At 73.7% G+C, this 25,279-nt stretch carries 24 protein-coding genes; 7 read left to right on the forward strand and 17 right to left on the reverse strand.

Annotated elements, in window-relative coordinates; genetic code table 11:
• Window positions 1–143: 143 nt before the first annotated feature.
• On the reverse strand, window positions 144–806 hold the full coding sequence (locus tag KBY32_RS18175) for a response regulator transcription factor (protein WP_055621971.1): 663 nt from the start codon (window positions 804–806) through the stop codon (window positions 144–146).
• A gap of 228 nt (window positions 807–1,034) precedes the next feature.
• Entirely contained in the window at window positions 1,035–1,712 is a 678-nt protein-coding gene (locus tag KBY32_RS18180) for a DUF3000 domain-containing protein (RefSeq protein WP_108709169.1), read from the reverse strand.
• A 104-nt stretch (window positions 1,713–1,816) separates the two neighbouring features.
• Between KBY32_RS18180 and hemE the strand changes: the two genes are divergently transcribed.
• Window positions 1,817–2,872, forward strand: coding sequence for a uroporphyrinogen decarboxylase (hemE, locus tag KBY32_RS18185; RefSeq protein ID WP_210980786.1), 1,056 nt, complete (start codon window positions 1,817–1,819; stop codon window positions 2,870–2,872).
• A 6-nt stretch (window positions 2,873–2,878) separates the two neighbouring features.
• Here the strand turns inward: hemE and KBY32_RS18190 are convergent, their stop codons facing one another.
• On the reverse strand, window positions 2,879–3,697 hold the full coding sequence (locus KBY32_RS18190) for a rhomboid family intramembrane serine protease (protein ID WP_055621969.1): 819 nt from the start codon (window positions 3,695–3,697) through the stop codon (window positions 2,879–2,881).
• Between the two features lie 125 nt (window positions 3,698–3,822).
• Here KBY32_RS18190 and KBY32_RS18195 point away from each other — a divergent pair, with 125 nt between their 5' ends.
• Complete coding sequence (locus KBY32_RS18195; protein ID WP_181890206.1) at window positions 3,823–4,146, forward strand: hypothetical protein; 324 nt, start codon at window positions 3,823–3,825, stop codon at window positions 4,144–4,146.
• Window positions 4,147–4,169: 23 nt separating this feature from the next.
• On the opposite strand, the gene KBY32_RS18200 is transcribed toward KBY32_RS18195, so the two are convergent.
• Both KBY32_RS18200 and KBY32_RS18205 read right to left on the reverse strand, forming a co-directional pair.
• A complete protein-coding gene (locus KBY32_RS18200; protein WP_210980787.1) occupies window positions 4,170–5,567 on the reverse strand; it encodes an FAD-dependent oxidoreductase in 1,398 nt (465 codons plus the stop codon).
• Between the two features lie 27 nt (window positions 5,568–5,594).
• Window positions 5,595–6,602, reverse strand: a complete 1,008-nt coding sequence (locus KBY32_RS18205; protein ID WP_210980788.1) for a DUF4349 domain-containing protein — start codon at window positions 6,600–6,602, stop codon at window positions 5,595–5,597.
• A gap of 187 nt (window positions 6,603–6,789) precedes the next feature.
• Between KBY32_RS18205 and hemG the strand changes: the two genes are divergently transcribed.
• Together hemG and hemQ are read left to right on the forward strand one after the other, a co-directional pair.
• Window positions 6,790–8,271, forward strand: coding sequence for a protoporphyrinogen oxidase (gene hemG / locus KBY32_RS18210; protein ID WP_210980789.1), 1,482 nt, complete (start codon window positions 6,790–6,792; stop codon window positions 8,269–8,271).
• Between the two features lie 5 nt (window positions 8,272–8,276).
• Window positions 8,277–9,008: a hydrogen peroxide-dependent heme synthase gene (gene hemQ / locus KBY32_RS18215; RefSeq protein WP_210980790.1), complete on the forward strand. Its 732-nt coding sequence runs from the start codon at window positions 8,277–8,279 to the stop codon at window positions 9,006–9,008.
• 76 nt (window positions 9,009–9,084) lie between these two features.
• Here the strand turns inward: hemQ and KBY32_RS18220 are convergent, their stop codons facing one another.
• The 12 genes from KBY32_RS18220 to zapE all read right to left on the reverse strand — a co-directional run bounded on the left by KBY32_RS18220 (window position 9,085) and on the right by zapE (window position 22,207).
• Window positions 9,085–10,728 (reverse strand): alpha/beta hydrolase, encoded by a 1,644-nt coding sequence (locus tag KBY32_RS18220; protein ID WP_210980791.1) that lies wholly within the window; start codon window positions 10,726–10,728, stop codon window positions 9,085–9,087.
• Between the two features lie 104 nt (window positions 10,729–10,832).
• Complete coding sequence (locus KBY32_RS18225; protein ID WP_210980792.1) at window positions 10,833–11,648, reverse strand: TIGR04222 domain-containing membrane protein; 816 nt, start codon at window positions 11,646–11,648, stop codon at window positions 10,833–10,835.
• A gap of 101 nt (window positions 11,649–11,749) precedes the next feature.
• On the reverse strand, window positions 11,750–12,538 hold the full coding sequence (locus tag KBY32_RS18230) for a DUF4142 domain-containing protein (RefSeq protein ID WP_055621962.1): 789 nt from the start codon (window positions 12,536–12,538) through the stop codon (window positions 11,750–11,752).
• A 135-nt stretch (window positions 12,539–12,673) separates the two neighbouring features.
• Window positions 12,674–13,981, reverse strand: coding sequence for a DUF692 domain-containing protein (locus KBY32_RS18235; protein ID WP_210980793.1), 1,308 nt, complete (start codon window positions 13,979–13,981; stop codon window positions 12,674–12,676).
• A 171-nt stretch (window positions 13,982–14,152) separates the two neighbouring features.
• Window positions 14,153–14,878 carry a peptidyl-tRNA hydrolase gene (locus KBY32_RS18240; RefSeq protein ID WP_210980794.1) on the reverse strand — a complete coding sequence of 242 codons (726 nt, stop codon included), beginning with the start codon at window positions 14,876–14,878 and terminating at the stop codon, window positions 14,153–14,155.
• Window positions 14,879–14,921: 43 nt separating this feature from the next.
• Window positions 14,922–15,101, reverse strand: a complete 180-nt coding sequence (locus KBY32_RS18245) for a hypothetical protein (protein WP_055621959.1) — start codon at window positions 15,099–15,101, stop codon at window positions 14,922–14,924.
• 18 nt (window positions 15,102–15,119) lie between these two features.
• On the reverse strand, window positions 15,120–15,986 hold the full coding sequence (locus tag KBY32_RS18250; protein ID WP_210980795.1) for a polysaccharide deacetylase family protein: 867 nt from the start codon (window positions 15,984–15,986) through the stop codon (window positions 15,120–15,122).
• A 118-nt stretch (window positions 15,987–16,104) separates the two neighbouring features.
• Complete coding sequence (locus KBY32_RS18255; protein ID WP_210980796.1) at window positions 16,105–17,502, reverse strand: PhoX family protein; 1,398 nt, start codon at window positions 17,500–17,502, stop codon at window positions 16,105–16,107.
• Between the two features lie 93 nt (window positions 17,503–17,595).
• Window positions 17,596–18,519 carry a slipin family protein gene (locus tag KBY32_RS18260; RefSeq protein WP_210981008.1) on the reverse strand — a complete coding sequence of 308 codons (924 nt, stop codon included), beginning with the start codon at window positions 18,517–18,519 and terminating at the stop codon, window positions 17,596–17,598.
• A gap of 72 nt (window positions 18,520–18,591) precedes the next feature.
• Window positions 18,592–20,058 (reverse strand): SulP family inorganic anion transporter, encoded by a 1,467-nt coding sequence (locus KBY32_RS18265; protein ID WP_210980797.1) that lies wholly within the window; start codon window positions 20,056–20,058, stop codon window positions 18,592–18,594.
• Window positions 20,055–20,633, reverse strand: a complete 579-nt coding sequence (locus KBY32_RS18270) for a carbonic anhydrase (protein WP_210980798.1) — start codon at window positions 20,631–20,633, stop codon at window positions 20,055–20,057. The genes KBY32_RS18265 and KBY32_RS18270 overlap by 4 nt, the downstream gene beginning before the upstream one ends.
• Before the next feature lie 464 nt (window positions 20,634–21,097).
• Complete coding sequence (zapE, locus tag KBY32_RS18275) at window positions 21,098–22,207, reverse strand: cell division protein ZapE (protein ID WP_210980799.1); 1,110 nt, start codon at window positions 22,205–22,207, stop codon at window positions 21,098–21,100.
• 161 nt (window positions 22,208–22,368) lie between these two features.
• Here zapE and KBY32_RS18280 point away from each other — a divergent pair, with 161 nt between their 5' ends.
• From KBY32_RS18280 to murC, 3 genes are all read left to right on the forward strand, one after another.
• Entirely contained in the window at window positions 22,369–23,166 is a 798-nt protein-coding gene (locus KBY32_RS18280) for a pyrimidine reductase family protein (RefSeq protein WP_210980800.1), read from the forward strand.
• Window positions 23,167–23,325: 159 nt separating this feature from the next.
• Window positions 23,326–23,781, forward strand: a complete 456-nt coding sequence (locus KBY32_RS18285; RefSeq protein ID WP_055621951.1) for a hypothetical protein — start codon at window positions 23,326–23,328, stop codon at window positions 23,779–23,781.
• Between the two features lie 102 nt (window positions 23,782–23,883).
• Window positions 23,884–25,275, forward strand: coding sequence for a UDP-N-acetylmuramate--L-alanine ligase (gene murC, locus KBY32_RS18290; RefSeq protein ID WP_210980801.1), 1,392 nt, complete (start codon window positions 23,884–23,886; stop codon window positions 25,273–25,275).
• Window positions 25,276–25,279 lie beyond the last annotated feature (4 nt).

Here is a 25,279-nt window from a genome sequence, read left to right on the forward strand (position 1 = left end):
GGGGCCCGGCGCCGGGGGGTCGTAAACCAGTCAGTGCGGTGACGGAGCGGGTTACGACGAAGGTGGGGACGGGGGACGGGGAAGGGGGCCGTCCACCTCGGCGGACGGTCGGGCGGGTCGGTGGGACGGCGGGTCGGGCGGGCTCAGTGGATGATGCCGGTCCGCAGGGCCACGGCGACCATCCCGGCGCGGTCGCCGGTGCCGAGCTTGCGGGCGATGCGGGCGAGGTGGCTCTTGACGGTCAGGGCGGACAGGCCCATCGAGACGCCGATGGCCTTGTTCGACTGGCCCTCCGCCACCAGCCGCAGGACCTCGACCTCACGGCCGGACAGTTCGCGGTAGCCGCCCGGGTGGCTCGGGGCACCCGGGTGGCGGCGGTGCATACGGGCGGCGGCGGAGCCGATGGGGGCGGCACCGGGGCGGGTGGGGAGCCCGACGTTGGTGCGGGTGCCGGTGACGACGTAGCCCTTCACACCGCCCGCGAGGGCGTTGCGGACGGCGCCGATGTCGTCGGCGGCGGAGAGGGCGAGGCCGTTGGGCCAGCCGGCGGCGCGGGTCTCGGACAGCAGGGTGAGGCCGGAGCCGTCGGGGAGGTGGACGTCGGCGACGCAGATGTCGCGGGGGTTGCCGATGCGGGGACGAGCCTCCGCGACGGACGAGGCTTCGATGACGTCGCGCACACCGAGCGCCCAGAGGTGGCGGGTGACGGTGGAGCGGACGCGGGGATCGGCCACGACCACCATGGCGGTCGGCTTGTTCGGGCGGTAGGCGACCAGGCTTGCGGGCTGCTCGAGGAGAACGGACACCGGGCCTCCTGGGGTGCGGGGACGGCTTTCAAGGTCACAGTCGTCTTCGGCACCAAACCTCTGGCCCTTTAGGGAAAGATCACGATTTAGTGAGTAACAATTGGGGCAATTCGGACAGGTGGTCGATCGTTCGAGATCGATTCCGGTTCGATCGCGGTCAAGTTCCTGACCGAAAGTGGCCGTGTCGACAAAGTGACGCGCGGGGCGGACCGCCGGGTCCGCCCCGGATCAGCGTGCCTGCGGGTCGCGGCGCTGCGGCAGCGTCACCACCGAGGCGTCCCCCGGGCCCGCCGGCGGCAGCCCCGCGACCTGCGCCAGCAGATCGCACCACGAGGTGAGATGGGCCGCGGTGTCCGGGACGCCGCCCAGGCCCTCCCGCGGGGTCCACGAGGCCCGGATCTCGATCTGCGAGGCCGCGGGCCGCTCCGACAGACCCCCGAAGTAGTGGGAGCTCGCCCGGGTCACGGTGCCGCTCGGCTCCCCGTACGACAGCCCGCGGGCCTGGAGCGCGCCGGTCAGCCAGGACCAGCACACCTCCGGCAGCAGCGGATCGGCGGCCATCTCCGGCTCCAGCTCCGCCCGCACCAGCGTCACCAGCCGGAAGGCGCCCCGCCAGGCGTCGTGCCCGTCAGGGTCGTGCAGCAGCACCAGCCGGCCGTCGGCCAGGTCCTGGTCGCCGTCGACGACGGTCGCCTCCAGGGCGTACGCGTACGGGGCGAGTCGCTGCGGCGCCTTGGTCTGCTCCACCTCGATCTGCGGGCGCAGCCGGCTGCCGCGCAGCGCCTCCACCGCGGCGCGGAAGGCCGGCGGGGCCGTACTGCGCGCATTCCGGTCCGCCTCTTCGCCGCCCTTCGCGTCATCCGCTCCGCCAGTGCCGTCCGACAGTCTTCCCTGAGCCGCAGCCATGCCGGGAAGATTAAGGGGAACAGGGGCTTCGTGCAGGGAGGGACACCAGGACAACACGGCGACCCCGGCGCCCGGCCCTCCCCGGCCGTGCGAGACTTGGGCCCGTGAGTGCCAACCAGACGCCGCCTTCCGCCCCGTACGACTCCGCCTTCCTGAAGGCGTGCCGGCGCGAGCCCGTGCCGCACACGCCGGTGTGGTTCATGCGGCAGGCCGGGCGCTCACTGCCGGAGTACCGCAAGGTCCGCGAGGGCATCGGGATGCTCGACTCGTGCATGCGCCCCGACCTGGTCGCCGAGATCACCCTGCAGCCCGTGCGGCGGCACGGCGTCGACGCGGCGATCTACTTCAGCGACATCGTCGTTCCGCTCAAGGCCATCGGCATCGACCTCGACATCAAGCCCGGCGTCGGCCCCGTCGTGGAGCAGCCCGTGCGCACCCGCGCCGACCTGGCCCGGCTGCGCGACCTCACCCCCGAGGACGTCTCCTACGTCACCGAGGCCATCGGCCTGCTGACGGCCGAGCTCGGCGCCACCCCGCTCATCGGGTTCGCCGGCGCCCCGTTCACCCTCGCGAGCTACCTCGTCGAGGGCGGCCCGTCGCGCACGTACGAGAACGCCAAGGCGATGATGTACGGCGACCCGGAGCTCTGGGCCGACCTGCTGGACCGGCTCGCGGAGATCACGGCCGCGTTCCTCAAGGTGCAGATCGAGGCCGGCGCCTCCGCCGTGCAGCTCTTCGACTCCTGGGCGGGCGCGCTCGCCCCGGCCGACTACCGGCGCTCGGTGCTGCCCGCCTCCGCGAAGGTCTTCGACGTGGTCGCCGGATACGGCGTCCCGCGCATCCACTTCGGCGTCGGCACCGGTGAACTGCTCGGCCTCATGGGCGAGGCCGGCGCGGACGTCGTCGGCGTCGACTGGCGCGTCCCGCTCGACGAGGCCGCCCGCCGGGTCGGCCCCGGCAAGGCCCTCCAGGGCAACCTCGACCCGACCGTGCTCTTCGCCGGCCGCGAGGCCGTGGAGACGAAGACCCGTGAGGTCCTCGACGCCGCCGCCGGCCTGGACGGGCACGTCTTCAACCTCGGGCACGGCGTGATGCCGTCCACCGACCCGGACGCGCTGACCCGCCTCGTGGAGTACGTCCACACCAGCACCGCCGGCTGACCTCCCTCACCAGCCGGGCCGCGCTCTCCTGCCGAACAGCAGGCCGCGCGGCTCCGGCGGCTGGGGCGTCCCCGCGCGCAGCGGCCAGGCGATCGCCATGCCGGCCAGGAAGCCCACGATGTGCGCCGCGTACGCCACGGTGCCCGCGTCGGAGACGCCGTCGCCGTTCGAGTACACGGCCTGGAGCACGAACCAGAAGCCGAGCACCAGCCACGCCGGCAGCCGCAGCGGCAGGAAGATCAGGAACGGCACGAGGACCCAGACCCGGGCCCTCGGATACAGCACCAGATAGGCGCCCAGCACCCCCGCGATCGCCCCGGACGCGCCGATCAGGGGTTCCGTCGACTCGTCGTTCAGCAGGGCGAAGCCGTACGAGGCGACGTAGCCGCAGACGACATAGAAGAGCAGGAACCGCACATGGCCCATGCGGTCCTCGATGTTGTTGCCGAAGATCAGCAGGAACAGCATGTTGCCCAGCAGATGCAGCCAGCCGCCGTGCAGGAACAGCGCGGTGAACACCGACAGCACCGGGGACTTGTCGTAGTCGGGCGGGCCGAACACACAGCCCGGGCCGTCAGGACCGACGCCGACAGCGCCCGTGGGGACCACGCCGGGCAGCTGACCGTGGATCAGCTCCCGCGGTACGGCCGCGTACTGGTCGAGGAACGCGTGCAGATGGCACAGCTGCGCCAGGCTGCTCTCCCCGGCCACGGAACCGCCGCCTCCGGGCATGAACAGGAACACCAGGACGTTCGCGATGATCAGCGCGTAGGTCACATGGGGGGTGCGGCTCACGGGGTTCACGTCATGGACGGGGATGACCACGACACATATGTGCCCCCGATCGGTCCGTCGAATCGGTGAACACCGGCGTGTCCGGCCGCGTATGTCTCGGCAACCGCCCGCGGCACGGGGAAGGCGGGCCGTGGGGACGACGTGAGGAACAGGCGATGAGCGACCGAGTGACCCCTCCGATCCACGCACTGCCCGACGGCGAGGCCGAGATCGCCGTGGTGCTGCGGCTGCCGTGGGAGGACGTGGCCCGGCTGGGCCAGGACGCCGGGCGGCTCGCGACGCAGATGCAGCGGCCGGTGACGCTGGACGAGGCGGTCAGCCACCGGCTGCGGTCCACGCGGCCCGCCGCCGCGCACGCCAAGCCCGCCGGCGAGCAGCCCGCCGCCATGCCGAGCAGCGCGTCCGTGTCCTCGCTGCCCTCGCGGCCGCCGGCCGAGCAGGCGCGGCAGGCCATCGAGAGGATCAACGGCAGCGCCTGAGCCGCCACCGGCCCGCCGGTGCCTCAGGAGACGCCGTGCACCGCCTTCGACGCCTTGCGGGCCGCCACCAGGACCGGGTCCCACACCGGGGAGAACGGCGGCGCGTACCCCAGGTCCAGTGACGTCATCTGCTCCACCGTCATCCCGGCCGTCAGCGCGACCGCCGCGATGTCGACCCGCTTGCCCGCGCCCTCGCGGCCGACGATCTGCACACCGAGCAGCCGTCCCGTGCGGAGTTCGGCGAGCATCTTGACCGTCATGGGGGAGGCGCCCGGGTAGTACCCGGCACGGCTCGTGGACTCGATGGTGGCGGTGACGTACCGCAGGCCCGCCCTGCGCGCGTCCTTCTCGCGCAGGCCGGTGCGGGCGATCTCCAGGTCGCACACCTTGCTGACGGCCGTGCCGACCACCCCGGGGAACGTGGCGTAGCCGCCGCCCACGTTGGTGCCGATGACCTGCCCGTGCTTGTTGGCGTGGGTGCCCAGCGGGACGTGCCGCTCCTGGCCGGAGACCAGGTCGAGGACCTCGACGCAGTCGCCGCCGGCGTAGACGTCGGTGTGGCCGCGCACGCGCATGGCGCGGTCGGTGAGCAGTCCGCCGTGCTCGCCCAGCGGCAGGCCCGCCGCGCGCGCCAGCGTGGTCTCGGGGCGGACGCCGATGCCCAGGACGACCACGTCCGCCGGGTACTCGGCGTCCTCGGTCGCCACGGCACGGACGTGCCCGTCGTCCCCGGTCAGGATCTTGGTGACCTCGGCGTCGTCCACCATGGTGATGCCGAGACCCTCCATCGCCTCGTGGACCAGGCGGCCCATGTCCGGGTCCAGCGTCGACATGGGCTCACTGCCCCGGTTGACGACCGTCACCTCGTAGCCGCGGTTGATCAGCGCCTCTGCCATCTCCACGCCGATGTACCCGGCGCCGACCACCACCGCGCGCCGGCCCCCGGTGCGCGCGAGCGTGTCGAGCAGGGCCTGCCCGTCGTCCAGGGTCTGCACACCGTGCACGCCGGGCGCGTCGACACCCGGCATCTCGGGCCGGATCGGCCGCGCCCCGGTCGCGATCACGAGCTTGTCGTACGACGTCCAGGACTCGTCGCCCGAGTCGAGGTCACGCGCGCGTACCCGCCGTCCGGCCACGTCGATCTCCGTGACCTCGGTCCGCAGCCGCAGATCGATGTCCCGCGCGCGGTGCTCCTCGGCGGTCCGCGCGATCAGTCGCTCGGGCCCGGCGACGTCACCGCCCACCCAGTACGGGATGCCGCAGGCCGAGTAGGAGGTGAAGTGGCCGCGTTCGAAGGCCACGATCTCCAACTCCCCGGCGTCCCTCAACCGGCGTGCCTGCGACGCCGCGGACATCCCCGCGGCGTCGCCGCCGATCACGACCAACCGTTCCCGCACACCCCGCGCAGCGCTCATGTCCATGCGAACACGCTACGGGGGCCGGGCATTTCAGTGCTGCTCGCCACCCTGGCCGTCGCCCGCGCGCGTGGCGTCCGGCGCCGGACGGGCCGCCGGCACCGGGCCGACCGCGCCCATCGGGTCCGCCGCCGCGGGCCGCACGGTCCGGCGGGAGCGCCGCGGGAGCTTCACCCACAGCAGCACGAGCAGCGCCGCCACCACCAGGAACGGCAGCATGGCCCCGAACACCACGGCCAGCCAGCGCAGCATCGTCACGAACGCGTCCCAGCCGCCCGCGAGCGCGTCCAGGAAGCCCGGGTCGTCGTCCTTCGGGGCCGCCTTCTTCACCGGATTCTCCGTCAGGGAGAGGGTGATGGTGGCGAGGCTGGTGCGGTCCTTCAGGGACGCCTGCTGGGCGAGCAGCGCCTCCAGGTCGGCCTGGCGGCTGCTCAGCTCGCCCTCCAGCGTCACCACGTCGCTGAGCCTGGTCGCCCGGTCCATCAGCTCCCGGATCCGGGCCACGCTGGCCCGCTGCGAGGTGATGCGGCTCTGCACGTCGACGACCTGGTCGGTGACGTCCTGCGCCTTGGCGCTGCGCTCGACGAGCTTGCCCGCGCCCTCCAGGTCGTCGAGGACCTCGGCGTACCGGTCGACCGGCACCCGCAGCACCACGCGCGTGCGTTCATGGCCGTCGCCGCCGCGCGTGGTGGTCTCGTTCCCGACGTAGCCGCCCGCGTTCTCCACCGTGGTGCGGGCCTTGTCGAGCGCGTCGGGCACGTCCTTGACCCGCACGGTCAGCGAGGCGGTGCGGATGATGTGCGTCGGGGCGGTCGTGGGCGCCGTCGACGGCTGCTTGCGGGCCCCGCCGCCCGACCCGGAGTCGGTGACGCCGTCCGGGGCGACGCCCTTGGCGTCCGACTGGGCGGCCTCGCCGCCCGCCGCGGAGTCGGAGGAGGCACCGCCGTCGGCGGCGCCGCTGCACCCGGTGAGCGTGAGCGCGCCGGCCAGCAGGAGGCCGGCGAGGGCCTGGACGGATCGTGTGGAACGCCGTGTGCGCATGGTGGGTACCCCCGAGGGCTCGTCGTGGACGACTGACGCCTCTTCGACGCCCGGGCCCGCCGGAACGTTGGCGGCGTACGGTCCCGAAGAGGTCACGGTCGGGACTCGGCCCGGGCACACCGGTCCCGGCGCGAAGGGGCCGTACGGCCCTGGCGGCGCTGTCGGTGCCGTTTGAGAGAGTGGGATCATGCGCGAGCACACCCCAGAGCACGAGGAACACCGCACCGGGCCCGGCGGCCGGGTCGTCGTCATCGGCGGCGGCATCGCCGGACTCGCGGCCGCCCACCGGCTGCTGGCCGGCGGCCGCGAGGTCACCGTGCTGGAGGCGTCCGACCGCGTCGGCGGCAAGCTGCTGCCCGGCCGGATCGCCGGTGTGCGCGTGGACCTCGGCGCCGAGTCGATGCTCGCCCGCCGCCCCGAGGCCGTCGCCCTCGCCCGCGAGGTGGGTCTCGCCGGCCGGCTCCAGCCGCCCGCCACCGCGAGCGCCTCGATCTGGACGCGCGGCGCCCTGCGCCCCATGCCCAAGGGCCATGTCATGGGCGTCCCCGGCACCGCCGCCGCCCTGTCGGGACTGCTCACGCCGGAGGGACTGGCCCGGATCGAGCGCGACGCCGACCTGCCCCGCACCGAGGTCGGCGACGACGTCGCCGTCGGCGAATTCGTAGCCGCCCGCGTGGGCCGCGAGGTCGTCGACCGCCTGGTCGAGCCCCTGCTGGGCGGCGTGTACGCGGGCGACGCCTACCGCCTCTCGCTGCGCTCCGCCGTCCCCCAGCTCTACCAGGCCGCCCGCACCCACGACTCGCTCACCGAGGCCGTACGCGAGATCCAGGCCGGCACCGCCGCCCGGCCGCAGAGCGGACCGGTCTTCATGGGCATCGAGGGCGGCATCGGGCAACTGCCGCTCGCCGTCGCCGCGTCCGTCCGCGCGCGCGGCGGCGAGATCGTCACCGGCGCGCCCGTCACCGAGCTGCGCCGCGAGGGCCCCACCGGCTGGCGTGTCGTCGCCGGCGACCGGGTGCTGCGCGCCGACGCCGTCGTCGTCGCCGTGCCCGCCCCGGCCGCCGCCGCCCTGCTGCGCGCCGAGGCGCCCGCGGCCGCCGCCGAGCTCGACACCGTCGAGTACGCCTCCATGGCCCTGATCACCCTGGCCTACCGGCGCGCCGACACCGCCGCCCTGCCCGACGGCAGCGGCTTCCTGGTCCCGCCGGTCGACGGCCGCACCATCAAGGCGTCCACGTTCGCCTCCCGCAAATGGGGCTGGATCGCCGACGAGGACCCGGACGTGACGGTGCTGCGCACCTCCGTCGGACGGCACGGGGAGACGGAGATCCTCACGCGCGACGACGCCGAGCTCGTGGAGGTCTCCCGGCGCGACCTCGCCGAGGCCACGGGCCTGGCCGCCACACCCCTGGAGACCCGCGTCACCCGCTGGACCGGCGGACTGCCCCAGTACCCCGTCGGCCACCACGCGCGCGTGGCCCGCGTCCGCGCGCGCGTCGCCGAACTTCCCGGCCTGGCCGTGTGCGGCGCCCCGTACGACGGCGTGGGCATCCCGGCCTGCATCGCGAGCGCCTACGCCGCCGTCGACCAGCTGGCCGGAGACCTCGGCGGTGTGCAGCAGCTCACCGCCGACCCGGTGCAGAGTCTGCACGGAGGAGCAGGAGAATGAGGGACATGAGTGACGAAGCCTCCACCACCGAGACCGGCAGGATCCCGAACAAGGGCAAGCTGGCCAAGGACCTCAACGAGGTCATCCGCTACACCCTCTGGTCGGTCTTCAAGCTGAAGGACGTGCTCCCGGAGGACCGCACGGGCTACGCCGACGAGGTCCAGGAGCTGTTCGACCAGCTCGCCGCCAAGGACGTGACGATCCGCGGCACCTACGACGTCTCCGGTCTGCGCGCCGACGCCGACGTCATGATCTGGTGGCACGCGGAGACCAGCGACCAGCTGCAGGAGGCCTACAACCTCTTCCGCCGCACGAAGCTGGGCCGCGCCCTGGAGCCCGTCTGGTCGAACATGGCGCTGCACCGCCCCGCCGAGTTCAACCGCTCGCACATCCCGGCGTTCCTCGCCGACGAGACGCCCCGCGACTACGTCAGCGTGTACCCGTTCGTGCGCTCCTACGACTGGTATCTGCTGCCCGACGAGGACCGCCGCCGGATGCTCGCCGACCACGGCAAGATGGCCCGCGGCTACCCGGACGTCCGCGCCAACACGGTCGCCTCGTTCTCCCTCGGCGACTACGAGTGGATCCTCGCCTTCGAGGCCGACGAGCTGTACCGCATCGTCGACCTCATGCGCCATCTGCGCGGCTCGGAGGCGCGGCGGCACGTCCGCGAGGAGGTCCCGTTCTACACCGGCCGCCGCAAGTCGGTGGCGGACCTCATCGCCGGACTGGCCTGACGCCTCACGCCTGACGTACGAAGGCCCGGGGGATCGCCTCGGGCCTTCGTGCGTGCTCGCGTCCTGCGGTGTCCGCTCAGCCCGCGGCGCGCGGCCGCTCGCCCGGCTTCGTCGCCGCGGACCGCTCGGCCTTACGGTCCTCCGCGCGCTGCGGCTCGGGCTGCGGACGCCCCTCGCACGACGCCCGGCGCCCCGGCAGCCGTCCCTCGAGGAGATAGGCGTCGACATGCGCGTTGACACACTTGTTGGGGCCGTACGCGATGCCGTGCGTCCCCGCGTTCCGCTCGGTCACCAGCACCGAGCCGGCCAGCCGCCGGTGCATCTCCAGCGCCCCGTCGTACGGGGTGGCCGCGTCCCGCTCCGCCGCCAGGATCAGGACCGGCGGCAGCTCGCCCGGCCCGGTCCGCACGTCCACGGGCTGCTGCCGGGGCGCCTTCCAGAACGCGCACGGCAGGTTCATCCAGGCGTTGTCCCAGGTCTCGAAGGGCGCCACCCGCGCGAGCCGCGTGTTGTCCCGGTCCCACACCCTCCAGTCCGTCGGCCAGGGCGCGTCGTTGCACTCCACGGCCGTGTAGACGGCGTTCGTGTTCTCCTCCTCGGCCGCCGCCTCGGTCACCGGTGACGCCAGCTCCACCAGCGGCTTGGAGTCGCCCTTCAGGTACGCCGACAGCGCCTGCGCGCGCGAGGGCCAGTAGTCGTCGTAGTACCCGGCCTGCAGGAACGCCTCCTGCAGCTGCCCCGGACCGATCCGCCCGCCGGCCGGCTTCGCGGCCAGCCGCGCCCGCGCCTTGTCGTAGCCGCGCTGCACGGCCTCGGCGGTACGGCCGAGACCGTAGACGGCGTGGTGCTCGGCCACCCACTCCCGGAAGTCCGCCCAGCGGCTCTCGAACGCCACCGACTGGGCGAGGTTGTTCTGGTACCAGATCTGCGCCGGGTCCGGGTTCACCGCCGAGTCGAACACCATGCGCCGTACGTGGGTGGGGAAGAGGTGCGCGTACAGCGCCCCGAAGTAGGTGCCGTACGACGCCCCCATGAACGTCAGCTTCGGCTCGCCCAGCGCGGCGCGCAGGACGTCCAGGTCGCGGGCGTTGTTCAGGGAGTTGTAGTGGCGAAGGGCGCTGCCCGCGCGCTGGGCGCAGCCGCGCGCGTACGCCTCGGCGCGGGCGATCCGCTCCTTCTTGTCCGCCTCGGAGGGGTGGACCGGCGCGAGGGTCGGCGCCTTCAGGGACTGCTCGGGGTCCTGGCAGGACAGCGGCGCCGACGGCCCGACCCCGCGCGGGGCGTAGCCCACGAGGTCGTACGCGGCCGCCAGCCGCTTCCACGCGGGCAGCACCCCGATCAGCGGGAAGTGCAGCCCCGAGGCGCCCGGGCCGCCCGGGTTGTAGACGATGGCGCCCTTGCGCGGCACCCGGTGCTTGCTGTTGCCGGGGTCCCGGTGGGTGGCGGGCACCCGGCTGACGGTGAGCTTGATCTGCCTGCCGTACGGGCGCGCGTAGTCGAGGGGGACGGAGACCGTCCCGCACTTCACGTTCTCCGGGAGGCCCTGGCTCTTGGGGCAGCGGCCGAAGTCGATGCCGGCGGTCTCGGCGCGCAGGGCGGCGACCGCGGTGCCGTGTCTCTCGCTCCAGCCGGGGGCGGCCCCGGTGGCTCCTGCCGGTGCGGCGGACAGGGTCGTCAGGAGCAGTGCCCCCGCGGCCGAGTAGAGGGCGGCAGCTCGCATCGCGTATCCCTTCGGTGCACGGCAGCAACAGAAGGGATATTTCGTTCGCCGGTTGAGGAAGTAAAGCACCGCCCGCCGGTGTCGGCGTCAATGCCCCCTATGCGTCACGCGAACCCGGACGTGCCGTCACGGTGCCGGTCCGTCCCGCGCTCCGGATCGCGATGCGCGAAGGCCGCCCGCAGCTCCGGCTCGCCGACGGCCCGCACCCCGCGTACGGCGACGGCGGTGAGGAACGTGCGGTCGTCCGAGCCCCGGGAGCGCCGGGCCAGCGAGTTGAGCAGGCTCTGCCCGGCCGGGGAGGCCCACCGGGCGTACGGGGAGATCTCGACGCGGGCGATGGCCAGGCAGCTCAGGGAGAGGATCAGGGGGAGCGCGAACCAGAGCGCGACCAGATGTCCCGGCATGTCCGAGCGGCCGGGCGTCAGCAGCGCGACGACACCGAGCACCGGCACGAGGGCGGCGGCGAAACGGACCTGACGGATCGCCGCCGTGATGTCGCGGCGCGGACCGTCGGGCACGGCGAGGCCCGCGCCGACAAGACGGTCGGCGAGGCTGCCGACGGCGTCGGCGGCGGCCGCCGCGTCCCGCACCGGCGCTATCCGCGACTGGCCCTCGGGCCCGATGGCCCCGAGCACCGAACGCTCCATCTCGTCCCGGCCGCGCGGATCGACGACCGTCGCCCACCCGGTGTGCGCGAGCAGCAGTCGCCGCTGCCGGGCCATGGAGACAAGGGTCAGATCGGCGACCCGGCGCGGGCCGCCGGACAGGAACGCCGCCTCGTACAGGGTCAGATCGTGCCGCCCCTCGGCCGGGGCGCCGTTCACGTCCGTGGCGGCGGCGTGCACGGCGGCGAGGCACAGCCGGGTGCAGGCCGTGCCGGCGACGGCCCAGGCCAGCAGCAGGAGGAGGACCCAGAACATGCCGTTTTTCTATGCCAGATGACGGGCCCGGCGCCATGGTTTGTTCACCATCCGGACACGGATTTGCAGGGATGTGACGTTCCGGATCGGGACGAGTGTCTCTAGGGAGTGCTGTCCGTACGCGGTCGCGGGCTGCTGGCCGCCGGCGGCAGGGAGTACGTCGGTGACGCGTCCGGGTTCACCGGCTCCGCCGGGGCGGGGTCGGCGACCGGGCCGGGCGGCGCCGGGGAGGGGGTCGGCGGAGGCGTGCTGTCGGCGACCAGATCCCGGGCCAGTGCCTCGTAGTCGACGTGACCGGTGGCCTCCAGGACCCTGATGTGGTCCAGGACCGTGGTGTTGGCGTCGTCGGCCAGCTTGCGGACCAGGGAGTTGCGGGTGCCGGCCCGCACCTCGGCCACGACCGTGAACACCTTGCCGTGCGCCAGCCGCAGGATGTTGGCGAACCGTGCGTCGAACTCGGTCCCCTCGGCCGCGCCCAGAGTCTCCAGCCACGCGCGCTGCTGCCCGGTCGGCTCGTCGGGCAGCTGCAGGCTCAGCTTGGCGGCGACGTCGCGCACTTCGTCGTCCAGGAACGTGTGCCCTTCGACGAGATGCCGCCCCGCGGTCCGTACGGCGTCGGTGGTGCCCTTCTGCTCGGCCAGCCGGCCGGCGGGAAGTTCCCACAGGCCCGCGAGGCGGACCTTCGTGACGAAGTCGCGGTCGAGGGCGGAGAGCGGGCCGTAGCCGGTCGTGACGGACTGGGCGTTGAGCACGGCGAGTCCGGTGCCCGACCGGTCGGCGTACGACCAGATCGGGAAGACCATCGCCGCGAGGGTGGCCACCAGGCCCGTGACGATGAGTCCGGTGCCGCTGAGGACGCCTCTGCCCTTGAGGGGAGGTCGCGGTCGCATGAGGTGCCTCCTGTTGCGGCACCGCACGTCAGTGCGCTTCGGGGATGGGATGGGCATATTACTTCGAGCCCACGCCAACCGCCGTCGCGCATCCCACAGTTACATCACGGGCATAGCGGGGTCAATCGGGCAGGATCAGCGGCGGAGCAGCACCCGGCGGGTGGCCCGCGCCAGCCGTACCCCCGGCCGCCGTGAGCGCGGCTTCGGGCCCGAGCGCTCCTGCCACCACTCCCGCAGCTCCGTCCGGGCACCGGCGTCCGCGGGCCGCCCCTCGGCGAGCAGACGCCCGGCGAACTCCAGCGCGTCCCGCCGGTAGCCGCCGGTCATGGGGTGCCGCTGGGCGTACGCGAGGAACGCGGGGCGGTACCCGTCCCCGAGGATCACCGGCAGTTCCGGCGCCACCTTGGCCACCACGTCCGCCCGCTTCGCGGCCAGCGCCCGCGCCTGCACCCCGAGCCGCACCCGGTCGAAGCCCTCCGGCGCCGGGGTCCCCGCGACGAGCGCCGACAGCAGGGCCGTCTGCTCCAGTGCCAGCCGCTCCCGGACCGGCGCGGGCGCCTCGGGGACCGCGCGGGCCGCCGTCCGTACGGGCTCGGGGAGCGCCGCCGTCCGGGAAGCCCCGCCCGTCGCGAGCGCCTCCCGGATGGAGTCCAGCTCGCGCTCCAGCTCCTCGGGCGCGGGGAAGTTCTCGTCGCGCTCCAGCAGTACCCCCGGCGGGGACACCCGGGACGCGAGGTCCGTCAGGATGTCGAGGACCGGCCGCGGCACCGGGTGCGCGTGGCTGTCGTGCCAGACCCCGTCCCGCTCGAAGCCGCCCGCCACGTGCACGTACGCCAGGGCCTCCAGCGGCAGTTCGGCGAGCGCCTTGGCGGGGTCCTCGCCCCGGTTGACGTGGTTGGTGTGGAGGTTGGCCACGTCGATCAGCAGCCGTACGCCGGTGCGGTCGGCCAGCTCGTACAGGAACTGGCCCTCCGTCATCTCCTCGCCCGGCCAGGAGAACAGCGCCGCGATGTTCTCCACGGCGAGCGGCACGGGCAGCGCGTCCTGCGCGATCCGTACGTTCTCGCACAGCACGTCCAGGGCGTCCCGGGTGCGCGGCACCGGCAGCAGGTGCCCGGCCTCCAGCCGCGGCGACGCGGTCAGCGCGCCGCCCGCCCGGACGAACGCGATGTGCTCGGTGACCAGGGGCGAGCCCAGTGCCTCCGCCCGCTCGGCGAGCGCGGTCAGCCGAGTCTCGTCGGGCCGCTCCGCGCCGCCCAGGCCCAGCGAGACGCCGTGCGGGACCACGGTCACCCCGCGCTCCCGCAGCCGCAGCAGGGACTCCGGGAGGTGTCCGGGGCAGACGTTCTCGGCGACCGCCTCGACCCAGTCGACACCCGGCATGCGCTCCACGGCGTCCGCGATCTCCGGACGCCACCCGATCCCGGTCCCCAGCCGCACCATCGTCCCCACCTCCACCTCGTGCCTGCCCCGCCGCCCGCCTCCCCGACGGGCCCCGCGTGACGGGGGTATGGCCCCGCGCGGACCCGCCCGAACCCTCGGGACGCCGGCTTCAGAGCAACATTTGAGGTTGGCCGCGCCCCCCGCTTCGTACGTGCGGGACGGCCGGTGCGTTCAGGCGCCGGGCGTGCGGCGCAGGGCCGGGTGGTCGGCGACGACGGTGCAGGAGCCCGGCGCGATCTCCGTGAACCCGGCGTCCCGCACCAGCGGCAGACCGGACTCCGTGAGGGCCCGCCAGCGCGCAGGGTCGGCGGTCCGCACGGCCAGCGGGAAGCCCGCCGCGCGCCAGGCGTCCCGCTCCGCGTCCGGCAGCTCCCACCAGGCGAGCTGTGCCGCGTGCCCGGTCTGCGCCATCGCCTTGCCGGCCGACATGTCGAGGTCCGGGTTCAGCCACAGCACCGGCTCACCGGGCCCGGGGGCCACGGGCGGCTCCGGGTCGTCGAGATCGGTGCCGGACACCTGGAGCTTCGCCAGCTCCTTGGGCCAGCCGTCCAGCGGGACCGGCGGGAAGACCCGCACCTCGGCGGACTTGCCGGTGACGGTGATGCCGGGCAGCTCCTGGGCGCGCCGCCACTCGGCGCCCCGGGCCCGCCGTACGACCTTGCGGATCCGCGCGTCCTGCCAGTCCCGGACGGCCTGCGCCCACTCGCCCTCGCCGACGGAGCGCTCGTCGCTGAGGATCACCAGGACTGCGCGCGCCGAGGTCTCCAGCGCGTCGGTGCGGGCCGGGGGAGCGGACCGCTCGATCCGTACGACCAGGGGCAGGACGAACTGCGGGGCGCTGTCACGCGCCTCGGAGCGGAAGGGGCTGTCACCGGCGGGCGTGGGCTCACTGTTCACACGCCCCAGTCTGCCAAGCCCGGCGCGCGGGCCGGCGACGCGGTCAGCCGGAGCAGGCCGTGCGCTGCGCCTCCTGCCACTCGCAGACCGGGCAGAGCGTGATGCCCTTGTACGACTCCGGGTACTCCGTCGGCTCCCGGCACAGCACGCACTCCGCGTACGGCGGCCCGTCGGCCTTCGGCGGCTTCACCGCGTCGGCGATGGTGCAGTAGTCCTCGCTCATGCCTCCAGCGTAGAACGGTCAGCGCCGTCCGCCCGAGGCGCCGATCAGCTCGGACACCTTCACCAGCCGGTAGCCCTCGCGGCGCAGCTCCGGCACCACCTGGCGCACCACGCGCTCGGTCGTGGGGGCCGCGCTCAGCGTGCAGTGCAGGACGACCACGGAACCGGGCCGCACCCCGTCCAGGACGTCCCGGGCGACCGCGCGGGCGTCCGTCGCGAACGCGTCCCCGCTCACCACGTCCCACTGCACGGCCGTGACACCGGCCGGGACGAGCGCCTTCAGCGCCCGGGTGTCGTGGCAGCCGCCGGGGAAGCGGAAGTACGGCATCGCGTCGTGGACGCCGGCCGCGCGGAAGGCCGCGTAGGCCCGCTCCACGTCGGCCCGCATCCGCTCCTCGTTCACGGTCGGCAGGCCGTAGCAGTCCTCGGTGTAGGCGTAGTGGCTGTAGGAGTGGTTGGCGATCTCGAAGAGCGGGTCCCGGCCCAGGGAGCGGGCCTGCCGCGGATACTCCTCGGCCCACCGGCCCGTCATGAACACGGTGGCCGGCACTCTCAGCTCCCGCAGGGCCGCGATCAGCCCGGGGTTGTCGAACCGCTCGCCACGTGCCGCGCGCGGCCCCTGGTCGGCGGTCATGTCGGCGTCGAAGGTGAGGGCGACGGCCCGGTCGCCGCTGCGCGGGCCGTGCTCGAAGACCGGAGTCAGGCCCGCAGGGCCGGGGGCGAGGGTCGGCGGTCCGGCCGCCGGGGAGGCGGACGCGGAGGCGACGGCGGAGCGGGGGACCGCGCGCGGGGCGCGGACCGGGTCCGGTGCCGAGCACGCGGCGAGTGCGGTGAGCGCCGTGCCGAGGGCGCAGACGGCGGCGAGATGCCGTACGCGAGTGATCACCGCACGACGATATGAGGATCAGATGGACATTCCGGTGTGCCGGTGGCGGTGCCGGGCCGGAGTCACCCGGCCGGTCGGTGGAGGTGCCTCATCGACCGGCCGGGTCAGGGCTGCCGGGTCAGCGGCGCCAGGGCCCCGTGACCGCGAACGTGGTGCCGGGGTCGTAGCAGTTGACGTACATCGTGTCGCCGTCGGGGGAGAAGGTGACGCCGGCGAACTCGCCCCACTCCGGGTCCTCCGGGGTGTTGATGTTCTGGGCGTTGCGCGCCATCGCGTACACCTCCCCGCGCCGGGTCACACCGAAGACGTGCTGGGCGCCGTTGCCGTCCTCGCACACCATCAGGCCGCCGCTGGGGGCGAGGCAGATGTTGTCCGGGGACTCGCCGGGCAGCTGGACGTCCGTGTCGGGGCCGAAGACGATCACCAGGGTGAGCCGGCGCTCCGCGGGGTCGTAGCGCCAGATCTGGCCGTAGTGGTCGGCGGCCGAGCCGTCCGAGCGGCGGGCGAAGGAGGAGACGAAGTACACCGACCGCCCGCCCCAGTAGCAGCCCTCCAGCTTCTGGGCGTGGGTGATGCCCTTCGGGCCGAAGTCCTGGAAGCGGATCGGGGTCTCGGCGGCGAGCGGATCGGGCACGTCCACCCACTCGACCCGGTCGAAGCTGGTGCCCGTCGCCTGGATCGTGGACAGGTCCGGCACGCCCGGCACCCGCATGGCCTGCAGCCGTCCGCCGGCCCGCAGCGAACCGAGACCGCCCTTCGGCCGCTCGGGCAGGAAGCGGTAGAACAGGCCGAACGGCCGCTCGAAGGCGTCCTCGGTCTCGTAGACGACCCCGCGCTGGGGGTCGATCGCGACGGCCTCGTGCTGGAAGCGGCCCATGGCGGTCAGCGGGACCGCGCCCGTGCGGTGCGGGTCGTCGGGGTCGACCTCGAAGATGAAGCCGTGGTCCTTGGTGTAGCCGTTGGTGCCGGCCTTGTCCTCGGTCTCCTCGCAGGTCAGCCAGGTTCCCCAAGGCGTGGGGCCGCCCGCGCAGTTGACCGCGGTGCCGGCGATGCCGACCCGCTCGGACAGCACGTGGTTGCGCCGGTCCAGGGTCAGCGCCGTACAGCCGCCCTTGCCCTCCGGGTCGTAGGTCAGGCCCTTGACGGTGGGGACGCCGAGGGCGGCGCTCTGGCGGTTCTCGTGGTTGCGGACCAGGTGGACCCGGCCGGAGCGGCCGGCGAAGGCGGCCATGCCGTCGTGGTGGGAGGGGACCTTGCCCTCGCCGGAGCGGAGTTCGTCGCCCTCACGGGAGAGCACGCGGTAAGAGAAACCTTTTGGCAGGTCGAGCAGGCCGTTCGGGTCCGGGATCAGCGGGCCGTAGCCGGAGTGGCCCATGTTCCGCGCGGCGGCGGTGCCGGTGAAGAGTTCGGTGACATCGCCGGCGAAGGCGATGGAGACGCCCAACGCGCCGGTGCGGGCCAGGAGCTGACGCCGGGTCGAGCCGGAGCCGCCGGGTGCGGACGCGGTTGTGGACATGGGGGGACAACCTTCCTGCTGGCGGACAGGATCTGTGACCCCGCTGTGTCTATCACCTGGCGGGACTCGCGGGAACCACGCGCGTAGCACGTGTCACTTGCCTTGCGCGTCCTCGATGATGTCGTCGATCGTCCGTTCCACCTCCCGCTCGGGTGGCGGCTCCACGGCCTTCGGCGGCTCCTGCACCGGGCGTTCGGCCGGGCTCTCGGCCGGGCTCTCGACGGGCCGGGGCGCCGCGGACGTCTGCCGCTCCGTGTGGTCGTCGCCCCGCTCCAGGAAGCGCAGCAGCTCCACCGGGATCGGCAGGACGAGCGTGGAGTTCTTCTCGGCGGCCACCGCCATCACCGTCTGCAGCAGCCGCAGCTGGAGCGCGGAGGGGGTCTCGGCCATCTGCCGGGCGGCGTCGGCCAGTTTGCGGGAGGCCTGGAGCTCGGCGTCCGCGTTGATGATCCGGGCCCGCCGCTCGCGGTCCGCCTCGGCCTGGCGGGCCATGGAGCGCTTCATCGACTCCGGCAGCGACACGTCCTTGATCTCGACGCGGTCCACCTGCACGCCCCAGCCGATCGCCGGGCTGTCGATCATCAGCTCCAGGCCCTGGTTGAGCTTCTCGCGGTTGGAGAGCAGATCGTCCAGGTCGCTCTTGCCGATGATCGAGCGCAGCGAGGTCTGCGCCATCTGCGAGACCGCGTACTTGTAGTCCTCGACGGTGATCAGGGCGCTCGCGGCGTCGACCACCTTGAAGTACACGACCGCGTCCACCCGCACCGTCACGTTGTCGCGGGTGATGCCCTCCTGGCCCGGCACGGGCAGCGTCACGATCTGCATGTTGACCTTGTGCAGCCGGTCCACGACCGGGACGATCATCGTGAACCCGGGCGGCCGCACCTCCCCGGCGAGCCGCCCGAGCCGCAGCACCACCCCGCGCTCGTACTGCTTGATCACCCGTGCCGCGGCGGCCACGTACACCGCTCCGGCGGCGGCCACGCCGGCGGCGGCGCCCAGCAGCTCCTCGACCATGTCGCCCTCCTCGCGGAGAGGTCCGTTGCGCATGTGTCTGCAACGATATGCCCGCCCACCGGTCCGGGGCCATCAGCGGGAGGTGAGACGTACGGGCGCGGTGCCGGCCGCGCTGTGCCGCTCGGCCCAGTTCTCCAGGGCCGTACGGCAGGCGTGGTCGAGGTGGTGCAGGCCCGACAGGTCCAGCTCCACCGGGCGGTCCTGCGGCAGGGCCTCCAGGCTGTCGAGGATCTTCGGCAGCCGCAGGAAGGTCGCGTGGCCCGACAGCCGCGCCCGGATCGGCCCGGCGCCCAGGTCCATAACCTCCAGCCGGACGTGCGAGGCCCCCCAGGCGGCCTTGGCCACCGACAGGCCGAGTCCGATCAGCACCCCCTCGAACATGTTCAGCACGACGATCGACACCGCCGTGGCCACGAGGATCAGCGCCTCGCCCCGCTCACCCCGCCACAGAGTGAGAAGCCCCCGGAACGGGATCAGCTTCCAGCCCGCGTGCAGCAGGACGCCGGCCAGCGCGGGCAGCGGCAGCAGGCCCAGCGCGGCGGGCAGCAGGGCCGCGAACACCAGCAGCCAGACGCCGTGCAGGACCCGGGCGGCCCGGGTCTTCGCGCCCGCCCGCACATTGGCGACGCTGCGCACGATGACCGCCGTCATCGGCAGGGCGCCCAGCAGACCGCAGACGGCGTTGCCCGTGCCCTGCGCCATCAGCTCCTGGTCGTACCGGGTGCGCGGGCCGTCGTGCAGCCGGTCCACGGCGGCCGCGCTGAACAGCGACTCGGCGGAGGCGATCAGGGTGAAGGCGACGATCGTGGCGTAGAGCGCCGGGTCGGCCAGCAGGCCCAGAGCGTCCGCTCCGGGCGGCCGGACGGCGTCCAGCAGGCCCTCGACCTCGACGGTGGCGACCGGCAGCGAGAAGGCGGCCGCGGCCGCCGTCGCCAGCGCGACCGCCGCGAGCGGACCGGGGAGCGCGCGCACCCGGCGCGGCAGCCTCGGCCACAGCACCAGGACCGCGACCGTGCCGGCGCCCAGCCCGAGCGCGGCCAGCGTCTCCGTGTCCCCGGCGGCCCGGACGAGGGTGCCGGGCAGCCCGGCCATCCGCTCGGTGCCCGAGGCGGGCGCCTCGGCGTCCGCGACCGAGTAGAGCTGGCCCGCGATCAGCACCAGCCCGATGCCGGCCAGCATGCCCTCGACGACCGACACCGAGATCGCCCGGAACCAGCGGCCCAGCCGCAGGGCGCCCATCAGGATCTGGAGGAGGCCGGTGGCGAGCACCAGGACGCCGAGGGCGGGCAGCCCGAACTCCCGGACCGCCTCCATGACCAGCACGGTCAGTCCGGCGGCCGGACCGGAGACCTGCAGGGTGCTGCCGCGCAGCAGACCGGTGACGACGCCGCCCACGATGCCGGTGACGAGCCCCAGTTCGGCGGGGACCCCGGAGGCGACGGCCACGCCGACGCAGAGCGGCAGCGCGACCAGGAACACCACCAGGGAGGCGGCGAGGTCCTGCCGTATGTGGGGGAACGCGGCACGCGGGGCGATCACAGCGCCTCGAAGGCGTCGGTCGCCGGGTCGTGGACCCGCACGGTCCCGCGGTGCACCTCGTAGTACCAGGCGTGCACGGTGAGCCGGCCCGCCGCCAGCCGGCGCGCGACGCACGGGTACGAGCGCAGCCGCAGCACCTGCGCCAGCACCTGGGCCTGGACACCCTCGGCGACCTCCGGGTCCTCGGGGACGCCCGCCGGGGGCGGCGCCGCGTGCGCCAGCCAGTCACGCACGGCAGGTACGGCGTCCAGGTCGTCGCCGCGCACCAGCGCGCCCACCGCTCCGCAGTGGGAGTGGCCGCAGATCACGACGTCACGGACGCCGAGGACCTCCACGGCGTACTCGATGGTGGCGGCCTCGCCGGTGGGCTGCCCGGAGCCGTACGGGGGGACGATGTTGCCCGCGGTGCGCAGCTCGAAGAGCTCGCCGGGGCGGGCACCCGTGATCAGGGCCGGTACGACCCGGGAGTCGGAGCAGGTGATGAAGAGGACCTGGGGGGACTGTCCTGCGGCCAGCGGGGCGAACTCCTCAGGGCGCTGTCCGAACATACGGGCGTTGTCGATGAGGGGCTGCATGTGTGGTGACTCCTCCTGGCGCGCCGGTGCCGGCGCGCCGGGGTGTGCGTGACAGGGGTGGGGGGTCCGGTGGGGAGCCCTGTGGGGAGTCCGGTGGGGAGTCCGCCGTCCGCGCCGTCCCGGGAAGATCGCCCCCGGGGCTAGCCTTGGCCTTTGCTTCACGGACCGTATGTGCGGATGCGAAGAAGGCGGTGGAGGCGGGGAGAGGGCGAGCGGGCCGGCCGGAGGCGGGAAGGGGGAGCCTGATCCGGGTCGTCTCACCTCGGAACATGCGCCCCCTTCCGGCCCGTCCGCACCTCATGCACCGACCAACGGCTGGTCAACCGTTGGTCAAGAAAAAAGGTAACCCGGCGAGGCTGTTTGCAGGCTCAACCTGACGCCGTATGCCGCGGAGCGCCTGAAAGGGGACGGTGCAATGGCTTGAACTCCGGCTGTGCGCCGGGGGATTGCGCCGACGGCGGCCGTCAGCCGGTCACGAGCCCCCGCGCGTCGCGGGCCAGGGCCGTCAGCCGGGAGATGGCCCGGAAGTACTTCTTGCGGTACCCGCCGTTCAGCATCTCCTCGCTGAACAGCCGGTCGAAGGGCAGCCCCGAGGCCAGCACCGGGACCTCCCGGTCGTAGAGCCGGTCGGCGAGGACCACGAGCCGCAGGGCGGTCGACTGGTCCGGGACCGGCTCCACCCCGGTGAGGCACACCGCCTTCAGATCGTCCGTCAGGGCGCCGTAGCGGCTCGGGTGGACCTTGGCCAGATGGTCCAGCAGCCGCGGGAAGTCGTCGAGGGAGGCGCCCTCGGTGGCGTACGCCGCCCGGGTCACCTGGTCGTCCGAGAACGGGGCCGGCGCCTCGGGCAGACCGCGGTGGCGGTAGTCCTCGCCGTCGATGCGCAGCGCGCGGAAGTGCGCCGACAGGCCCTGGATCTCCCGCAGGAAGTCGGCCGCCGCGAAGCGGCCCTCGCCGAGCTTGCCGGGCAGGGTGTTGGAGGTGGCGGCGAGCGCGACGCCCGCGTCGACCAGCTTGCCGAGCAGGGTGGAGACGAGGACGGTGTCGCCCGGGTCGTCCAGCTCGAACTCGTCGATGCACAGCAGGCGGTGGCCGGAGAGCGTCTGCACGGTCTGCTGGAAGCCGAGGGCGCCGACCAGGTTCGTCAGCTCCACGAAGGTGCCGAACGCCTTCAGGGACGGCTCGGCCGGGGTGGCGTGCCACAGGGAGGCCAGCAGATGGGTCTTGCCGACGCCGTAGCCGCCGTCGAGGTAGACGCCGCGCGGTCCCGCCGGGGTCTTGGGTGCCTTCGCCCGGCCGAAGCCGAGCAGCCCGCGCCGGGGCTTCCCGCTGCCGCTCGCGTGGGCCCCGCCGAGGCCGGCCGCGAAGGACTCCAGGACCTGGACCGCCTCGCTCTGGCTGGGCTGCCCCGGGTCCGGGATGTACGTGCCGAAGCGGACCGAGTCGAAGCGCGGCGGCGGCACCATCTCGGCGACCAGCCGGTCCGCCGGTACATGCGGCTCGCGGGCGCACAGGGAGAGCGGGCTCGCTTCGGCTATCGGGCTCGGCTGGGGCGCGGCGGAGGAGGACGACACGGTTCACCATGGTAGGCCCTGCCCGGCGGGCCCCGGCGCCCGCCCGGACGGCGCCCGGGCGCCGGTGACGCGCGCGAGCCCCCGGCGGACGGGGCGGTGACCTGGGGACTCGTGCGTCCGGCCGCCGGAGCGGGCCTTCGTGCCGTGCCACACTCCTTGCCATGCGACGCCTGTTCCCTGTGACCGAAGAGACGACGCCGACGGCCTCCGGGGAGGGGGCCGCGGCCGGGCCGGAGTGGAGCCTGGACGAGCTCGCCGCCGCCTACGCCTACCCGGACGACGGCTCGGGCGCTCCATGGCTGCGCGGGAACATGGTGTCCACGCTGGACGGGGCCGCCCAGCACGACGGACGCTCCCAACCCATCTCGTGCGCGGCCGACATGCGGATCTTCGGCACCCTGCGGGCCCTCGCGGACGTCGTGGTCGTCGGTGCGGAAACGGTCCGCCAGGAGGGGTACCGCCCCGCCCGCGCGCGGGCTGAGTTCGCGGAGGTGCGGACCGCCGCAGGACAGGGGCCCGCCCCCGCCATCGCCGTGATCAGCGCCAGTCTCGACCTGGACTTCTCGCTGCCGCTGTTCACCTCGCCGCTCGTGCCGACCCTGGTGCTGACCGGCGCCGCCGCGCCCGCCGGCCGGGTCGCGGAGGCGGAGCGGGCGGGTGCCCGGGTGGTGGTCGCCGGGGACGGCGCCGGCGTCGAACCGGCCCGCGCCGTGCCGGCCCTCGCCGGGCTCGGGCACACCCGGCTGCTGACCGAGGGCGGCCCTCGGCTGCTGGGGCAGCTGGTGGCGGCCGGGGTGCTGGACGAGCTGTGCCTGACGATCTCGCCGATGCTGACCGCCGGGGACGCCCAGCGCATCGCCGGGGGGCCCGCGATGGCCGTACCGCAGCGGTTCGAGCTGGTGTCCCTGCTGGAGGAGGACGGCTTCCTGTTCAGCCGGTACCGGCGCCCGCGGGGTTAGTCCCGGCCTGAGCAGGGTTCTCTTCTCCCTGGGCCGGGAAACGGCGGTATAGACCGTTCCGCTCGGCTTCGGCCGGGCAGACTACATCTCGCACCCCCCGTGCCCGCACGGGGCAGGATGGTTTCCGCAGAAGGGGCGCCCGTGTTCACAAGCGTTTTGATGATCGAGAAGGCCCTGACGTCCGCCGACGTGGAGTTCGTCACCACGTTGCACGGCGACGAGGAGGTCTCCTTCCACGTGCTGCTCCAGCCGCGCGGCGAGCAGGCCGACCGGCTGCTGCGCGCCATCGACGACATCGCGCTCGGGGAGCTGGACGAGGCGGTGCGCGAGGGCGAGACCCCCGAGGGCGAGGAGGCGCTCAGCGTGGGCGAGCGGGCCCTGGAGGTCTCGCTCACCGCGCTGCGCACGGCGGGGGCGCGGGCCGAGGGGCGCCTGCTGGAGGACCATCCGCTGGACGCGCTCAAGGACATGGTGGCCGAGGTCGGGGCCGACGAGGTCATCGTGCTGACCGACCCGCACTACGTGGAGGAGTTCTTCCACCGGGACTGGGCCTCACGGGCCCGGCACAAGGTGGGCGTGCCGGTGCTGAAGCTGTTCTCGCACAGCAAGGCGTAGCGGCACCCCTTCGCGGACGCCGGGAGCGCCCCTGGGCGGCGGGCCCGGCGCCTGCTAATAGGCTGGGGCCTCACCGTCGTATCGCACTCCTGGGAGACACGCATGGCACCCGGCCTTCCCCCCGCCATGGACCGACCGCACTTCATCGGCATCGGCGGGGCCGGCATGTCGGGCATCGCGAAGATCCTCGCGCAGCGCGGGGCCGCGGTGGCCGGCAGCGACGCCAAGGAGTCCGCGACCGCCGAGGCGCTGCGGGCGCTCGGCGTCACCGTGCACATCGGGCATGCCGCGGGCCACCTCGCCGACGACGCCAGCTGCGTCGTGGTGTCGTCGGCGATCCGCAAGGACAACCCCGAGCTGGCCCGCGCCGCCGAACTGGGCGTCCCGGTCGTGCACCGCTCCGACGCGCTCGCCGCGCTGATGGACGGGCTGCGCCCGATCGCCGTCGCCGGTACGCACGGCAAGACGACCACCACGTCCATGCTGGCCGTCTCCCTCGGCGAGCTGGGCCTGCGCCCGTCGTACGCCATCGGCGGCGACCTGGACGCGCCCGGCTCCAACGCGCTCCACGGCGACGGCGACATCTTCGTCGCCGAGGCGGATGAATCGGACCGCAGCTTCCACAAGTACGCCCCCGACATCGCCATCGTCCTCAACGTCGAGCTCGACCACCACGCCAACTACGCGTCGATGGAGGAGATCTACGACTCCTTCGTGACGTTCGCCGACCGCATCACCGAGGGCGGCACCCTGGTGATCTCCGCCGACCAGGACGGCGCGCGGGAGCTGACGCGCCGGGTCGCCGGGCGCGGGCCGCGCGTGGTGACGTACGGCGAGGCGCAGGACGCCGACGTGCGGGTCCTGTCCGTGGTGCCGCAGGGGCTCAAGAGCGAGGTCACCGTCCTGCTGGACGGGCAGGAGCTCACCTTCACGGTCTCCGTGCCCGGCCGCCACTACGCCCTGAACGCCGTCGCCGCCCTCGCGGCGGGCGCGGCGCTGGGTGTCCCGGCCGCCGAGCTGGCCCCCGCGATCGCCGCGTACACCGGTGTGAAGCGGCGGCTCCAGCTCAAGGGCGAGGCGGCGGGCGCGCAGGTCATCGACTCGTACGCGCACCACCCGACCGAGATGACGGCCGACCTCCAGGCCATGCGGTCCGCCGCCGGGGACGGGCGGATCGTCGTCGTCTACCAGCCCCACCTCTTCTCCCGCACCCAGGAGCTCGGCAAGGAGATGGGCGAGGCGCTCGCCCTCGCCGACGCCTCGCTGGTCCTGGACATCTACCCGGCCCGCGAGGACCCGATCCCGGGCATCACCAGCGAGCTGGTCGTCGACGCCGCCCGGGCGGCGGGCGCCGACGTGACCCCGGTCCACGACAAGAGCGAGGTGCCCTCGCTGGTCGCGGGAATGACGAAGCCCGGTGATCTCGTTCTCACCATGGGCGCGGGCGATGTCACCGACCTCGGCCCGCTCATCCTGGACCGCCTGTCGAAGTGAGGGG

Source organism: Streptomyces sp. RK62, from assembly GCF_018070255.1.
GTDB lineage: Bacteria > Actinomycetota > Actinomycetes > Streptomycetales > Streptomycetaceae > Streptomyces > Streptomyces nigra.